Source organism: Halogeometricum sp. CBA1124 (genome assembly GCF_009741955.1).
GTDB lineage: Archaea > Halobacteriota > Halobacteria > Halobacteriales > Haloferacaceae > Halogeometricum > Halogeometricum rufum.
Window position 1 is genome coordinate 1 of record NZ_WPCD01000072.1, and the last position, 15,309, is coordinate 15,309.

The 15,309-nt window shown below is 69.7% G+C and carries 8 protein-coding genes and 7 pseudogenes; 7 read left to right on the top strand and 8 right to left on the bottom strand.

All coding sequences use genetic code 11. The features are described from left to right. The coding region (locus GJ632_RS10605) for a Gfo/Idh/MocA family oxidoreductase (RefSeq protein ID WP_197427965.1) at positions 1-408 on the bottom strand (408 nt) is incomplete at its 3' end. 112 nt (positions 409-520) lie between these two features. Here GJ632_RS10605 and GJ632_RS10610 point away from each other — a divergent pair. Genes GJ632_RS10610 through GJ632_RS23590 form a run of 3 tightly spaced genes read left to right on the top strand, consistent with a single transcriptional unit; the run spans position 521 to position 2,546 of the window. Further along, positions 521-1,819 carry an AGE family epimerase/isomerase gene (locus GJ632_RS10610; protein ID WP_231751482.1) on the top strand — a complete coding sequence of 433 codons (1,299 nt, stop codon included), beginning with the start codon at positions 521-523 and terminating at the stop codon, positions 1,817-1,819. After that, the gene (locus GJ632_RS23585) at positions 1,816-2,238 is read left to right on the top strand and encodes a sugar phosphate isomerase/epimerase (protein ID WP_231751483.1); all 423 of its coding nucleotides are present in this window, start codon (positions 1,816-1,818) and stop codon (positions 2,236-2,238) included. Before GJ632_RS10610 ends, GJ632_RS23585 begins: the two co-directional genes overlap by 4 nt. After that, entirely contained in the window at positions 2,181-2,546 is a 366-nt protein-coding gene (locus tag GJ632_RS23590; RefSeq protein WP_231751484.1) for a sugar phosphate isomerase/epimerase, read from the top strand. Before GJ632_RS23585 ends, GJ632_RS23590 begins: the two co-directional genes overlap by 58 nt. A 236-nt stretch (positions 2,547-2,782) precedes the next feature. On the opposite strand, the pseudogene GJ632_RS10620 reads toward GJ632_RS23590, so the two are convergent. The 6 genes and pseudogenes from GJ632_RS10620 to GJ632_RS10645 all read right to left on the bottom strand — a co-directional run bounded on the left by GJ632_RS10620 (position 2,783) and on the right by GJ632_RS10645 (position 10,029). After that, positions 2,783-4,200 (bottom strand): annotated as a pseudogene (locus GJ632_RS10620) (zinc ribbon domain-containing protein). Next, positions 4,197-4,724, bottom strand: a pseudogene (locus GJ632_RS10625) (thiolase C-terminal domain-containing protein); the annotation flags it as partial. The pseudogenes GJ632_RS10620 and GJ632_RS10625, both read right to left, overlap by 4 nt. Before the next feature lie 81 nt (positions 4,725-4,805). Further along, on the bottom strand, positions 4,806-5,969 hold the full coding sequence (locus GJ632_RS10630; protein WP_089810828.1) for an ABC transporter ATP-binding protein: 1,164 nt from the start codon (positions 5,967-5,969) through the stop codon (positions 4,806-4,808). Beyond that, entirely contained in the window at positions 5,959-7,566 is a 1,608-nt protein-coding gene (locus tag GJ632_RS10635) for an iron ABC transporter permease (RefSeq protein WP_089810826.1), read from the bottom strand. Before GJ632_RS10635 ends, GJ632_RS10630 begins: the two co-directional genes overlap by 11 nt. 15 nt (positions 7,567-7,581) lie before the next feature. Then, complete coding sequence (locus GJ632_RS10640; protein WP_089810824.1) at positions 7,582-8,784, bottom strand: extracellular solute-binding protein; 1,203 nt, start codon at positions 8,782-8,784, stop codon at positions 7,582-7,584. Between the two features lie 76 nt (positions 8,785-8,860). After that, positions 8,861-10,029, bottom strand: a pseudogene (locus GJ632_RS10645) (alpha-1 4-glucan-protein synthase). 102 nt (positions 10,030-10,131) lie between these two features. On the opposite strand from GJ632_RS10645, the gene GJ632_RS10650 reads away from it, so the two are divergent. Continuing rightward, positions 10,132-10,623 carry an HPP family protein gene (locus tag GJ632_RS10650; protein ID WP_343161127.1) on the top strand — a complete coding sequence of 164 codons (492 nt, stop codon included), beginning with the start codon at positions 10,132-10,134 and terminating at the stop codon, positions 10,621-10,623. Here GJ632_RS10650 and GJ632_RS10655 read toward each other — a convergent pair. Continuing rightward, positions 10,584-12,959, bottom strand: a pseudogene (locus GJ632_RS10655) (DEAD/DEAH box helicase). The gene GJ632_RS10650 and the pseudogene GJ632_RS10655 overlap by 40 nt on opposite strands. Before the next feature lie 99 nt (positions 12,960-13,058). Here GJ632_RS10655 and GJ632_RS10660 point away from each other — a divergent pair. From GJ632_RS10660 to GJ632_RS10670, 3 pseudogenes are all read left to right on the top strand, one after another. Further along, positions 13,059-13,485: pseudogene (locus tag GJ632_RS10660) on the top strand (DCC1-like thiol-disulfide oxidoreductase family protein). Then, a pseudogene (locus tag GJ632_RS10665) lies at positions 13,486-13,988 on the top strand (DUF123 domain-containing protein). A 266-nt stretch (positions 13,989-14,254) separates the two neighbouring features. Further along, a pseudogene (locus GJ632_RS10670) lies at positions 14,255-15,309 on the top strand (pyridoxal phosphate-dependent aminotransferase); the annotation flags it as partial.

Sequence of the window (15,309 nt, forward strand, 5' to 3'; positions counted from 1 at the left end):
CTCGGCGGCCGCGACCAGTTCCTCGGCGCGTTCCCGCGTCGCCTCGACCGGTTTCTCGCAGAGAATCGCCTTGCCGTGGTCGGCCGCCGCCTCGGCGTGGGGCAGGTGAAGCGCGTTCGGCGTGCAGATGTAGACGGCGTCGTACGCGTCGGTGGCCTCGCCGGCCTTGAACTCCTCGTAAGTGAGCGTCGCCTCGACGTGTGGCACGTCCTCGGCCACCTCGTCGCCCTTCTCGTGGCTACTGCTAACGAGGACGGTGGTCTCGCAGAACTTCGAATCCGCGACGGCGGGTATCGCCTGCTCGCGCGTCCACCAGCCGAGGCCGACCATCGCCAGACGGAGCGTTCCCGACTCCAGCCGCTCCCAGTCGCGCGCGGTGACACCTCGCAGGAACTCGTCTACTGTCATGGTACGGCAGTTCAGCGGAACGAGCAAAAGTGTAGTGGGAGCGTCGGTGACGGTCACCGACCGAACCGCGAGGCGTCGGTGGCTTTTTCCACGGCGGCGGAGATGGACGGCTATGAACGACCAGACCCCGTTCCGGTCGCCCGAGTGGCTCCGTCGAGATGCCATCGACGCCCTCCACTTTCACCGAGAGCGGTCGGTGGACACCCACTTCGGCGGCTACGTCGCACAGGTGAGCGACCGCGACGGCGCCATCTACGACTCGCGGACGAAGCACCTCGTCCCCACCGCGCGCTTCGTCTTCACGTTCAGCGTCGGCAAACTCCTCGACGGCCCGGTGTGGTGCGAACCGGCCGCCGAACACGGCCTCTCGTACCTCCGAAACGTCGCCTACGACGAGGAACGGGACGGCTACGCGTGGCTGTTCGAGGGGCGAGAACCGACCGACGAGACGCGGTCGACGTACGGCCACGCGTTCGTCCTCCTCGCGTACGCAACGGCCACGCGCGCCGGCATCGGCGACGTGGCGGACCGCATCGGAGAGACGTTCGACATCCTCGACGAGCAGTTCTGGGAGGCCGACCACGGGGCGTTCGCCAGCAACCGGACGGCCGACTGGGAACCCGCCGAACCGGACTACCGGGGACAGAACGCGAACATGCACGCCACCGAGGCGTTGCTGGCCGCCTACGAGGCCACCGGCGAGGAACGATACCGCTCGCGGGCGGCGACGGTCGCAGAGACCATCGCGCGGGACAAACCGGACGAAGCTGACGGACTGCTCTGCGAACACTTCACGTCCGACTGGGAGGTTGACTGGGAGTACAACCGCGACGAGAAGGCCGACCTGTTCCGCCCGTGGGGCTACCAACCGGGTCACATGCTGGAGTGGGCGAAACTGCTCGTCCGCCTGCACCACCACGACGACGCCGACTGGTACCTCGACAGGGCCGAGCGCTTCTTCGACGCCTCCGTCACCGACGGCTGGGACGACGAACGCGGCGGCTTCTACTACACCATCGACCGGGAGGGCGAACCCATCGTGGACGCGAAGTACACGTGGGCGCTGGAGGAGGGACTGGGCGCGGCGGCGCGACTGGGCGCGACGACGGGCGACGACCGCTACTGGAGCTGGTACGACCGAATCCACGACTACCTGCACGAGTACGCGACGAACCGCTCGCTCGGCATCCGCTACGAACGGCTCACGCCCGACGGATCGATTCACCCGAGCATCGACGACGACCCCGAAGGTCAAGAGCGGCTACCACCACGTCAACGCCTGCTACGAGGTGCTGGAGTCGCTGGACGCCGTCTGACCTCCGGTTCCCGTCCGGAGCCTCCCGCCAGAGAGTCGGCAACCCTTGGCCGTTCACCGACACTTATCAGCCGAACCGTCGAACGTCGACTATGACATCGTTCGCGTTCCAACTGTACAGCCTGCACGCGGTGGACGACCCACTCCCGACCGTCGTCGAACGGGTCGGCGAGACTGGGTTCGACGGCGTCGAACTCGCCGGACTCGGTGATGCAGACCCCGAGGACGTCGGTGACGCCCTCGAACGGACGGGGCTCGAACTCGCGGGGGCGCACGTCGGCATCGAGGAACTGGAGGCGAACGCCGAAGCCGTCGCGGAGACGTACGGCGCACTCGGCTGTGAGAACGTCGTCGTGCCGTGGTTCGAGCCCGAGGAGTTCGAGGACCGAGCGTCCGTCGAAGCGGCGGGCGCGCGCCTGACGCCGTCGCCGAGGACCTCGCGGAGTACGACCTCTCTCTGCACTACCACAACCACGACCAGGAGTTCGCGGACCTCGACGGCGAACCGGCTCTGACGCGCCTGATGGAGGCGACGGAAGACGTCTCCTTCGAACTGGACCTCGGGTGGGTCGGCGCCGCCGGCTACGACCCGCTCTCGTACCTCGACGACCACGCCGACCGGATACGTCTTGTCCACCTGAAGGATTACCACGCCGAGGCGGGCGAACCCGCCGAAGTCGGCGAGGGAGACATCGACGTCGAGGAAACCGTTTCGGCGGTCCGCGACCACGGCTTCGACTGGCTGATATACGAGGCAGAGGAGCGTCCGGACTCCTACGAGACGCTCGACAACGCCGCCGAGATTGTCGAAAGGTACTGGTAGCAGCGCGGCGAGCGCCGAACTCGGGCGGAACCACTAGCTCCCCGCCTCGAACGACCGACGAACGGCAGGCGGGTATCAGCGCGGCCACGGCCGTGCGCGTCGAGCGTTACGATACTATAGCTGTGAAGCTCAGGGGCAGGTCACCACCGGTCGAGTGGCGGACGAACGTAGACTGTTCTCGTGGCCCCGCGTCGGGTCGATGAACGACGGGCGAGTGGTGTCGTCCGGACCCGCGACTACCGTTCGGCGTCGACGGGGAGCATCTTGACTCCGTACCGCGTGACGCCCTCCTGCGTGTAGACGCGTCGGACGGTCGCGGTCAGTTCGTCGCCGACGCCCGGTTTCCCGTCCGTCTCGACCACCTGCATCGGCGCGCTGACCGTGCCGCCGTCCGGCCCGTCGAGGGCGACGACGGCGCTGGCGTACGCCCCGTCGCGGGCCTGTTGCTCGACGAACTCCGGCGGTGCCCCGCCCTGTCCGATGACCGTCGCCGCCTCGACGGTGCCGGTGCCGGGGAGGGTGACCTCGGCGTAGCTATCGCGCGTACCGCAGGACGAACACGCGCCCGACGGCGGGAACGAGAGCGACCCGCAGTCCCGGCATCGGCCGGCGACGAGACGGTGTCGCTGGGGGAGCGTCCGCCGCCAACTCGGCACGCTGACGTACGCGCCGCCGCCCTCGGGTTCGCCCGGAGTCACGACGCCGCGGAGGCGGAGGTACTCGGCGTAGGAGCGTTCGACGGTCCCCTCGGTCGCCGACGCGGTCGGAACGTCGCCGTCGACGAGGACGGCCGTCGACTCGCTTCCCGCGCCGTAGCCGACGACGAGGACGCGCGACGCGCCGCCGTCGAGCGCGTTCGCCAGTCCGAGAAGCGGCGTCGCCGCGCCCGCGTCGCCGAGTTCGTGGACGGTCGCCCCCGCCCGAATCGTCTCGGGTTCGAGGCCAACCTCGTCCGCCGCGCGGTACGGCAGGTCCCCGTCCGGACCGCCGAGGGCCGCGCGTCCGGGTCCGGGTCCGCGTCGAGTCTGGCGACGCTTCCGCCGACCGTCTCGCGGTACGCCCGCCGGTCGTACTGGGTGACGCCGAGCGCTCGCGTCTCGCTCTCGCCGGCCGGTCTGAACCGCGTTCCCGGGTACGTCGCGGTGTGCGTCGCCCGGTCCGTGACCGCGCCCGCGCCGTCGGCGGTGAGGACGACTGCCGCCGCGCCCGCGCCCGCCCCGTGTTCGACGTCGCCGTCGGGGGCACCGCGAGGAGCGTCGCTGGCGACGACGAGCACCGTCTCGCCGTCACCGGCGTCGAGTCCGAGCGTGACCGCTTCGACGCCGACGTTCGCGCTCCCGGCGAGTTGCGTCGTCGTCGCGTCCGCCGCGAGACCGAGGAACGAGACCAGTCTGGCCGTCGCCGACTCCACCTCGGTCGGCGGCGTGGTCGTGCCGAAGACGAGCGACGTGACCGCACCCGGGTCCGTCCCGGCCGCCGAGAGCGCACGTCGGGCGGCCTCGTAGGCCATCGTCAGCGTGTCTTCGTCCGCGCCCGTCACGGACTTCTGCCGGATGCCCGCGCCGTCGAACCGCCCCCACGCCTCGCGTATCGTCTCCGCGGTGACGTAGTTCCGCGGCGCGTACGCGCCGACGCCCGCGGGTCCGAGCGTCATCGCGCCGCCTCCCGTTCGAGGACGTGGACGACGGTGGCACCGCCGCTTCCGCCGACGTTGTGGGTGAGTCCGTACGTCGGGTCGTCCAGTTGTCGTTCGCCCGCGTTCCCCGTCAGTTGGTCGAACGCCTCGACCAGTTGGCCGGTGCCCGTCGCGCCGATGGGGTGCCCCTTCGACTTCAGGCCGCCCGAGGTGTTCACCGGCAGGTCACCGCCGGGGTCGGTGACGCCCTCGCGGAGGAGCGTCGCCGCCTCGCCGGGGTCGCAGAAGCCGAGGTCCTCGTAGGCGACGAGTTCGGCGATGGCGAAGCAGTCGTGCACCTCGGCGAAGTCGAGGTCCGCCGGTCCGACGCCGGCCATCTCGTAGGCCCGCGTACCGGCCTCCTTCGAGGCGGAGATGGCCGTGTACGAGTCGCGGTCGGCGAGTCCGACCCGGTCGCTGGCGGCGCCGACGCCCGCGACGCGAACCCGTTCGTCCGTGTACTCCCCGACCACGTCTCCGCTCGCGAGGAGGACGGCGGCGGCGCGTTCGGGGCGGCGGCGGAGGGCGTCGCGCAGACGAGCTGAGAGCGACCGAGAGTGACGCGAGAGCCGAGACACGGTGCGTCAGTCGCCGTAGCGGGAGTCGTCTTCGGGTCGCTGCTCCCGCGGGAACCACGCCAACTCGTGTCCGGCCTCTATCTCCACGACGACGGGCCCGTCGTCGGGCACGTTCTCGTCGTGGTTGTGCATGCACTGGACGCGTTCGCCCGTCTCCAGTTCCACCTCGTAGAGGAACGTCGGGCCGAGGTAGCGCCGGGCGGTGACGCGGCCGGACGGCTCCTCGTCGGCGCCGCAGGCGCGCGCGGACACGTCGTCCGGGCGGACGAGCACGTCGATGCGCGTGTGGTCGTACTCGGGGGCGAGCCCGTGAATCTGCTCGCGCGGGACGCGCCCGAGGTCAGTCTCGACGGAGTTGCCGGAGACGTAGCCGGGGATGAAACTCGCGTAGCCGAGGAAGCCGGCGACGAAGCGCGACTCGGGGTGCTGGAAGACGACTTCGGGGTCGCCCACCTGTTCGAGGTTGCCGTCGTTCATCACGGCGACCCGGTCGGAGATGGAGAGCGCTTCCTCCTGGTCGTGGGTGACCGAGATGGCGGTCACGCCCGCCTCCTTCAGGATGTCGCGCACCTCCTCGCGCATCTGCACGCGCAGGTCCACGTCGAGGTTCGAGAACGGTTCGTCGAGCAGGAGGATGTCGGGTTCGGGGGCGAGCGAACGCGCGAGGGCGACGCGCTGTTGCTGCCCGCCCGAGAGTTCGTCGGGGTAGCTGTCGCCCTGTCCGGGCAGGTCCACGAGGTCCAACAACTCGTCCACGCGGCGGTCCGTCTCCGCTTCCGAGTAGTCCACGAGTCCGAACGCGATGTTCTCGCGGGCGGTGAGGTGCGGGAACAGCGCGAACTCCTGGAAGACGACGCCGACGCCGCGTTCCTCGGGCGGCACGAAGTCGTCGCCCGAGACGGTCCGGCCGTTCAGTCGGACGGCGCCGGCGTCGGGGCGTTCGAGGCCCGCGAGGAGTCGGAGCGTGGTCGTCTTCCCGCAGCCCGAGGGGCCGAGGAGCGTGAGAATCTCGCCCTCACGGACCGACAGCGACAGGTCGTGGATGACTTCCTCCGTGCCGTACGACTTCTGGAGGCCGTCCAGTTCGAGGACGACGTCGGACTCGCCGTCGTCGTCCGACTGCCGGTTCGGTGCGTCTGTGGGTTGGGTCGTTGTGGTGCTATTTGACATCGTATCCCTCCTGCGTGATGATGACGAGCATCGACAGCCCGGAGACGAAGAGGAGGACGAGTGCGGGTATCGCCGCCTGTCCGAAGTACCCCGATCCGTACGCTGCCCAGATATGAGTCACGAGCGTTTTAAACTCCGGCGGTCGCAGCAACAGCGTCGCCGGCAGTTCCTTCATCGTCGTGAGGAACACCAGCGCCGCGCCGCCAAACAGGCCGGGAGCGACGAGGGGGAGCGTGACGTGGCGGAACGCGCCGACGGAGGTTCGCCCGAGCGTCCGCGCCGCCTCGGGGAGCGAGGGGTCCACCCGCAGGAACGAGGCGCGGAGCGACCCCACCGCCTGCGGCAGGAAGCGGATGACGTAGGCGAACACGAGCAGGTACAGCGACTGGTAGATGGGCGCGCCGACGGAGCTTCCGAAGTAGACCAGCGCGAGGCCGAGGACGACGCCGGGGACGGCGTAGCCGACGTACGTCGCGCGCTCGAAGTACGACGACAGCCGGTCGCCGTGTCGCGCCGAGAGGTACGCGACGGGAACCCCGGCCACGACGGCGACGAGGGCGGCGGCCGTCGAGACGGAGACGGAGTTGAGGGCGTACTGCCACCGGAACGCGAGCGACTGGTTGACCGAGGCCGACGAGGTGCCGAGCCACGTCACGAGGATGGCGAGGGGGACGACCAGCGCGAGTCCCGCGACGGCCGCGCAGAACGCCATCGCGGGGAGCTTCCACTTGCCGAGCGGAACCACGTCGCGGGACCGGCCCCCGGCGGAGGTGCGTTCGTCGCCGCGAATCCGCGACTCCAGCCAGAGGATGACGAACGTCACGCCGACGAGTTGCAACGAGAGCAGCGTCGCCATGTCCTGCCCGAACGCGCCGAACTCGACGAAGATGACGCGCGTGAACACGTCGTAGCGCATGATGGAGGGCGTCCCGAAGTCCGAGAGGACGTACAGCCCGGCCAGCAACGCGCCGGCGGCGACGGCGGGGCGAATCTGCGGCACCGTCACGCGCTTGAACGCCTCCCAGCGCCCGTGTTCGAGCGTCCGCGCGGCGTCGATGAGCGTCGTGTCCATCGACTTCAGCGACGCCCGGGCCGTGATGTAGACGTACGGGTACGTGTAGAGCGTCAGCACCAGCACGGTGCCCTCCAGCCCGTATATCTCGGGGAGTCGCTCGACGCCGAACGGCGCGAGGAACCGCTGGAAGCCGCCCCGGGGGCTGAACGCCGAGACGAACGCGAACGCGCCGATGTAACTCGGGATGACCAGCGGTAACGAGACGGCGACGGTCCAGAAGCGCCGGAACGGCAGGTCCGTGCGGACGGTCAGGTAGGCCAGCGGCACCCCGAGCAGGACGCACGCCGCCGTCGAGAGCGTCACGAGGACGGTGCTGTTGACGAAGACGGTGAGCGTCGTCGGGCGCGTGAGCAGCGACACCGCCTGCGTGAAGCCGACGTCGAGGCTGGTCTTCACCAGCCACAGAAGCGGGAGGACGACGGCGGCGGCGACGGCACCGCTGGCGACGGTCAGACCGAGGGGTGCGTCGGTCTGCTCGTCGGGGTCGCCGCCTTCGGTGGTGGTTCGCTGCTCGGTTGCCATTGGGTGTCGGCGTCCTCAGAGGATACCGGTCTCACGCAGGAGCCGGATCGTCCCCTCGAGGTCCGCCAGTTGGGTGAGGTCTAACCCCTCCGGCGGGTTCAACTCGTCGATACTCGGCAGGCGGCCGATGGGCTCGACTTCGGGCACGAGAGGGTACTCGAACGTCGTTCGCGCGAAGTAGTCCTGCGCCTCCGCCGAAAGGAGGTGGCGGACGAAGTTCGACGCCAGCGAGGCGTCTTCGGCGGTGTCCATCACGCACGCCCCGGCGACGTTGAAGATGGCGCCGGCGTCGCCCTCCGTGAACGCGGTCCTGAGCGGAGCGCCCAGCCCGCGCCGCGCCAGCACGCGCTGGATGTAGTAGTGGTTCGTGAACCCGGCCGAAATCTCGCCGTCGGCGACGGCGCGGGCGACCTGGAACTCGTCGGCGTACTGGCTGACGCCGAGTTCCTGAACGCCGTTCAGCCACTGTCGGGTCGCCTCCTCGCCCTCGAGGATGCGCATCGCCGTGACGAACGCCTGGAACGACGAGTAGGTGGGCGCCCAGCCGAGTTCGTCCTGGAAGCGCGACTGGTCGGGGAACGACATGATGCCGTCCGGGATGTCCGACTCCGAGAACGTGTTCGTGTTGTACGGTATCGACCGGGCGCGACCGGAGGTGCCGACCCACATGCCGTCGGGGTCGTAGAAGTTCTGCGGGACGAACTCCAGCACCTCCTGCGGGAGCGCTTGCGTCCGGTCGCGCTGTTTCAGCGCGCCCAGCGACCCGGCGTTGACCGAGTAGAACACGTCCGCGGGACTGTTCTGCCCCTCCGTGACTATCTGGTTGACGAGTTCGGCGGCGGAGTTGTAGAGGGGCCGGACGGTGAAGTCCGGGTAGAGGTCCTCGATGTAGCCGATGAGTTCGCCGACGAGTGCTTCCCCGCGGCCGGAGTACAGCGTGAGTTCGCCCTCGAGGTCGGGCATCTCCTGCATCGAGACGGCGTCGGAGAGGTCGCGGCCGCCGAACGGCGACCGACCGGAGCCGATCTGTTCGGGGGCCGACCCGGCCGCCGTTCCGGTGCCGGTGCCCGCCGCTTCGGTGGCGGTGCCCGTCCCCGTCTCCGTTCCGCTACCTGTCAGTCCGTTACAACCCGCAACACCGGTGATACCCACGGCCGCGGCGGCTTCGAGGAATCGTCGCCGACTTCGGCCGCGAGGCTCACCGTCCTGTTCGTCCATAGTGTTTTAGGCCAGCCTAATCCGTTTATAATTTCCGGTTCGTCTGTCGGGCGACGGTCGGTGTCGAGGCAGTCGCTCAGTCGTCCGCGGCGACGGAGACTGCTTCCGCCTCGGCACCCGCCTCGATGTCGTCCAGACAGGCCAACCAGTCGCGCCAGTATTCCCCGCAGTGTTCAGGAACGCGCCGTTGTTCCAGTCGGCGAAGTCGCCGTCGGCGAGGGCGTCGGCCATCGTCTCGGCCGCCTCCGTCCACGTCGTCGCGTCCGCGCCGGCGTCGTCGACGACTTCCCAGACGTGTTCGTTCAGTTCGAGTCCGGGCACCTCGTTGTTCAGGTCGTCGAACGTCGGCCGCGGCGCCTTGTTGTGTTCGCAGAGGGGGTAACCCGTCAGCACCTCGCCGTCGAGGAGGTCCGCCGCGCGCTTGAGGAAGACGCCCGACCAGATGTCGTCGAACCGGCCCACGTCCCACTCGTTGTCGTCCATCGGCAGTTGGTAGAACGCCGGAATCACCTCCCGTTCGAAGGCGAGGTTCATCGAACAGACGGTGAGATACTGGCCGACGTCGGCGACGAAGTCGCCGGTGAAGTCGGCCTTCTCCGTCCGTGTCTGTGCCTGCCCCTCCAGGTCGCCGTCCATGAGGATGCGGACGGCGTCGAGGTCCGGCACGTTCGTCCACAGGCCCTGCGAGGCGACGACGTTCTCCACCGGTCGGGTCTGCGTCTCCACCGACTCGTCCATCGCGGAGTAGGGGTATCCGCGGGGGTACAGACCGTGCTCCTCGGCGTTCTGGTAGAGCACGTTCACCCAGCGTTCGTCCGAGCGCACCGACTCCAGTTCGCCCTCGTAGTCGAGGTTGCCGAGGTGGCGGCCGAAGAAGTCCCACTCGTCGTGCGGCAGGGTGTCGTCGTCGATGAACACGCCGCGCTCGAAGCGGGGGTTCGCCCACATGTAGAGGAGACCGAAACTCGTCTGCGCGTGCGACGCCGCCGGAATCAGGTGCGTGTACGACTCCAGTCCGCGTCGCTCGAACCACTCCTCGCGCGCCGACCCGTCGTACACCGCGCCCGCGACGCCCTCGTCTTCGAGCATCGCCTCCATCGCCTCGGTGTCGCAGAAGTCCTCGGTCACGAGGAGGACGAACAGTCTGTCGAGGTCGAAACCGTGCTCGCGGGCGTTCTCGAAGTACGCTCGCATGCACTCGTACTCCCGAATCGTCGGAACGACGACGCAGATGTCCTGACTCATTACTCCCCTCTGTTTAGGCCAGCCTAAAATGTCTGTCGTTCCCCGCCGGTCGCCTCGCTCGAAGCCGTCGCGTTCATACCCTCCCGCCGGCGAACGTCGTGCGTGTCGCGTCCACTCACCGTCGGCGTCCGGGCCTCGCTGCTTCTGACCGTGGCGGGAGCGACGGCGTGGGTGACGGGCGTCCCCGCGCTGTTCCCCAGTCTCGGTCCGTCGGCGTTCGTCCTCGCGTTCCGGGACCGCGGCCCGACGCCGCGGGCGGTGCTCGGCGGTCACGCCGTCGGCGTCGTCTGCGGCCTCCTCTCGTACGCCGCCGTCTCGACGCTGTTCGCCGTCCCGGCGACGCCGCTGGACTTCGGGACGCCGTGGCTGGTCCTCAGCGGTATCGCCGCCGTGGGGCTGACGAGTTCGGGGATGCTCGCCGTCGACGCCGTCCACCCGCCCGCGTGCGCGACGACGCTCATCGTCGCCCTCGGGTTGATGTCCGCGCTGTGGGAGGCGGCGCTGGTGCTCCCGGCGGTGGGGTCGCTACTGGTCGTCGACGCCGCACTCGCCCGCTACCTGCCCGTCCGCCCGGTCAGTTCCGCCAGCAGGTAGACCGCCTCGTCCTTCGACAGCGGGTCGTTCGCGTTGCCGCACTGCGGCGACTGGACGCACGCCGGACAGCCGTCCTCGCAGTCGCAGTCCCGAATCAGCCCGTGCGTCCGGCGCAGGAGCGTCTCCACCTCGCCGTACCCGCTCTCGGTCAGTCCGACGCCGCCGGGGTAGCCGTCGTACACGAAGACGGTCGACTGGTCGGTGTGCGAGTGGTGCGGCGTCGACAGGCCGCCGACGTCCCCTCGGTCGCAGAGAAAGGAGAGGGGGAACAGCGAAATCATCCCGTGTTCGGCGGCGTGGATGCCGCCGTTGAAGCCGTAGTCGCCGCCCGAGAGGTCGTACTGGCCCAGTCCGTCCCCGCGTTCGGCGTCGCCGATGGCGCGCATCCGCCGTTCGACGTCCTCGGGGACGGTGTAGTAGAGCGCCTTCGTCCGGAGCGTCGTCTCCGGCAGGTCCAGCGACTCGCGGCCGATGGCCTCGCCGCGCTTCGGGTCGCGGCGCTCGAACCCGGTGATTCGCTTGCGCATCGTCACTCGGCGAACCTGACCTCGGTGTCGGGCCGGGCCGACAGCGGTTTCGACCGCAGGTCCGCCTCGACGGTTATCTCCTTGTCGTGCAGGACGCGCGTGTAGTAGTCCGCCCACGTCGGCTGGAGGACGGCCGTGTCGCGGTTCAGGTCGAGTTCCGTCACCTCGTAGGACTGGCCCTGATGGTGGTATATCGCGCCGGGGTGGGCGTCCCGCAGGGCGTCGCCGAACGACAGCGACGCGACGACGTCGTTCGACCGGCCGTCCAGCAGGTCCACCTCCCGGCTCTCGATGGTGCGCAGGCTCATCTCGTGTTGCGGGCTGCCGCCGCCCGAGTGGGTCCACCGGACGCCCTGTGCGGTGTCGCGGCGTTCGAGTCGGCCGGCCGCCTCCAGGTCCGACACCACCTCTGGCGTCGTCTCCCCGAAGTGCCTGTCGTCGTCGGGCTTCAGCCAGTTCTCGGCGGCGGCGCTGGCGACGTGGTCCGGGAGTAGTTCCTCGTTCACGGGGTTGCAAACGGCGCGCTCGGGGTCCCCCTCCCAGAACTCCTCGGGGTAACGCAGCAGGTACTGGTCCAGTTGGTCCTCGCCGCCGACGAGGACGACGAGGGCGTCGTCGTCGCCGCGGCCCGCGCGCCCCGCCTGCTGGAACGTCGACATCCGCGTGCCGGGGTAGCCGTCCATCACGACGGCGTCCAGTCCGCCCACGTCCACGCCGAGTTCGAGCGCGTTCGTGGACCAGACGCCGGTGACGCTGTCGTCGTGGAGGCCACTCTCTATCTCCCGCCGCCGCTCGTGTTTCAGCGCGGCTGATAGGCGGCGACGCCCGCGGCCGCCTCGCTCCGACCGCGCTCTCGGAGTTCCTCGGCGCTCTCGGTGGCGTAGCGCTCGGCGGCCTGTCTGGCGCGCGTGAACGCCAACGTCTGGTGGCCTCGCGAGAGCAGGTCCACGAACAGTCGCTTCGTCTCGACGTGGCTCGACCGGCGACGGCCGCTCCCGCCCCGGTCGCCCTCGTACTCGGGCGGGTTCCACAGCACCCAGTGGGTCGCGCCCGTTCCGCTGGCGTCCTCGTCCACGAGGCGGAACGACGACTCGGACTTCCCGGTGATGCGCGCGCGTGTTCGACGGGGTTGCCGATGGTCGCCGAGCAGCAGACGTACTGCGGGTCCGACCCGAAGCGCTCGCAGATGCGGTTCAGGCGGCGGAGCGTGAGGGCGACGTGACTGCCGAACACGCCGCGGTAGCCGTGCACCTCGTCTATCACCACCGTCTCCAGCGAGGAGAAGAACCACTCCCAGAGGCGGTGCGCGTGGGGTAGGAGGGCGTAGTGCAGCATGTCGGGGTTCGAGAGGAGGACCGTCGGGCGCCGGTCGCGCACGTCCCGCTTCTCGCTCTTCGAGAGCCGACCCGTGTACTGCGCGACGGAGACGCGACTGCCGAAGCCGAGGCCGCGGGCGAGGTCCGACAGCGTCTCCTCCTGGTCGGCGACGAGGGCGTTCTGCGGACCGAGGTAGAGGGTGCGTCCGCCGTGGTCCATCGCTCGCTCGAACGCCGGCACCGTGTAGGCGAGGCTCTTTCCGCTGGCCGTCCGCGTGGCGAGGACGACGCTGTCGCCGTCGCGGACGGCGTCGATGGCCTCGGCCTGGTGGCGGTAGAGTCGGTCGATGCCGCGGTCCGCGAGCGCGGATTCGAGGCGCGATTCGAGCGTCACGTCCGCGAACTCGGGGTCGCGCGCCGGGACCCGCCGGTGGTCGCGTATCTGTCCCTCGTAGTACGGCCGGTCCCGAAGCCACGCGACGAGTTCGTCCACGTCGGTGCTCCGGCCGACGCCGACCTGACCGTTTCGGTCGTGACACGGACTAGCACGCGCTCCAGCACCGTTTTGCCGTCGCGGTCCTAACCTCCGCTCATGCCCGAGTACGACGCGGTTCTCGTGTACGACGGTGAGTGCCCGTACTGTTCCATCGCGGCGAGAGCTCCGGGAACTGGACACCGTGGGCGCCATCTCGTGGTACGACGACGCCGCGCAGGCGTTTCTCGAACGCCAGTTCGGCGAGACGCCGTTCGCCATGTTCCTCGTGGACCGCCGCGAGCGACGCGTCTACGCGGGGCGGTCCGCCGCCGAGGAACTCGCGGACCGGGCCGGCACGCCCGGCATCGTCAGTTCGCTCGTCCGCGACAACTACGAGCGAATCGCCAAGGCGGTCGGCCTCGCCAGCGGACGCGGCCGCGACCCGGCCGACTACCACGACGTGTATCCGCTGGACGACGCGGCCGGCGACTTGTTCGACGAACTCGTCGACGCCGCGGCCGAACGGCCCGAAGCCCTCTCGTAGATGGTCGTCGTCGTCGACCCGGCGGCCGTCGCCGCCGGCGCGGACGAACTCGGAATCGGCGCGGGCGACGCGCCGCCGGGAACCTACGCGCTCCTGTTCGAGACGCCCGCGGCGACGGAGATTTCCGTCGGGTCGCTCGGGGCCGTCGCGTTCCCGGCGGGCGCCTACGCCTACGTCGGAAGCGCCTTCGGGTCGAACGGCCTCGGACGCGTCGCCCGACACTGCCGCGTCGCCGCCGGCGACCACGACGTGCGCCACTGGCACGTCGACTACCTCGGCGGACACGCGACGTGGAACTCGTCGGTATCGCCGCCGCGCCTCGCCGAGACGTCGAGTGCGCCGTCGCGACCGGACTCGGACCGGAGTCGTCGCCGGTTCGCGGGTTCGGCGCGTCGGACTGCGACTGCCACGCGCATCTCGTCCGTCGGGCGGATAGACAGACGCTCCGCTCTGCGGTGGTGAACTGTTTCGAAGGGAAAGAACTGGGGGAGGACCCCCAGTGACCGCGCCGGTCCGGGCAGGCCAGCGCGGATAACTGCCGGTTGTCAGAGGCACCCCGGCAAGACTACGTAGTGTTCATACTGACTTATAATCACCTGTCGAGTTCTCACTCACGCCTCGGTACTAGCTTAAATTTCTTGCGCTGATTTAAATAATACTCCGAGAGCAGCAACGCTTCGGGCGACACGTTCGCGGCGTCGACGTCCGCGCGAGTGACCGCGGTTCCCGTACCCAAACGGCTTACTCGCCCCATCGTCAACCCCGAGCCATGTTTCCGCCGCTTCCCTATCTGGAGTGGATATCCGGCCGGGTCGACGCCGCCGAGTACGACCTCGGGTCCAGCGACCTCCGGACCGACCCGAACGAGTCCGCCATCGTCCCCGACCGACTGGCCGGCCTCCCGGACCCGCCGGACCACGTGACGCTCCGGTCGCAACTCGCCGCCGAGTACGACGTCGACCCCACGAACGTCCTCGTCACGGCGGGGGCGACGCACGCGAACTTCCTCGCCGAGTCGGCCGCCCTCGCCGTCGCCACGGACGGCGACGACGCCCACCCGCAGACGCTGGTCGAGAAACCCGGCTACCAACCGCTGGTCGCCACGCCCGGCGCCCTCGCGCCCGCGTCGACCGCTACCTCCGCCCGGAGAGCGAGGGCTACGCCCTCTCGCCGCGCCGCGTCACCGCCGCCGCGCGGGAGGACTTCGCCCTCGCCGTCGCGTCGAACCGACACAACCCGTCGGGCCGCCTGACGACTCGCGAGTCGCTCTCGTCGACGGCGGAGGCGTGCCGGGAGGCCGGGGGCTACCTCCTCGTGGACGAGGTGTACGCGCCGTTCGTCGCCGACAGCAGAGGGGATACCGCCTTCGGCGGCGTCACCGGTGCCGGCCTCCCGCACACCGTCGTCACCGGGTCGTTGACCAAGTTCTACGGGCTCGGCGGCCTCAGAATCGGATGGCTCGTCGGGCCGACGAGGTGTTGGACGCCGCGCGCGACGCGGCGTTCCACGTCCCGACGGTCGCCGAACCCAGTCGCGCCCTCGCCCGCCGGGCCCTCCACAACCGCGAGGAACTGTCGGCGTCTGCCCGCGAACACCTCCGGGCGAACCACGAACACCTCGCGGCGTTCGTCGCCGACCACGAGGTGCTCTCCGGGACGGTCCATCCGGACAGCACGTTCGCCTTCCTCTCGCACGAGGCCGTCTCGGGCGACGAACTCGTCGCGGCGGCGTGGGAGGAGGGCGTCCTGGTCGTCCCCGGTCGGTTCTTCGACGACGACGACGGCTTCCGCGTCGCCCTCGGCCGCGACCCCGACCACGTCGCGG

Excerpts from the sequence above, each read along its gene's own strand:
- GJ632_RS10610 (WP_231751482.1), top strand. The coding sequence starts at position 521 with ATGAACGACCAGACCCCGTTCCGGTCGCCCGAGTGGCTCCGTCGAGAT.
- GJ632_RS10640 (WP_089810824.1), bottom strand. The coding sequence starts at position 8,784 with ATGGACGAACAGGACGGTGAGCCTCGCGGCCGAAGTCGGCGACGATTC.
- GJ632_RS10635 (WP_089810826.1), bottom strand. The coding sequence starts at position 7,566 with ATGGCAACCGAGCAGCGAACCACCACCGAAGGCGGCGACCCCGACGAG.
- GJ632_RS23585 (WP_231751483.1), top strand. The coding sequence starts at position 1,816 with ATGACATCGTTCGCGTTCCAACTGTACAGCCTGCACGCGGTGGACGAC.
- GJ632_RS10630 (WP_089810828.1), bottom strand. The coding sequence starts at position 5,969 with ATGTCAAATAGCACCACAACGACCCAACCCACAGACGCACCGAACCGG.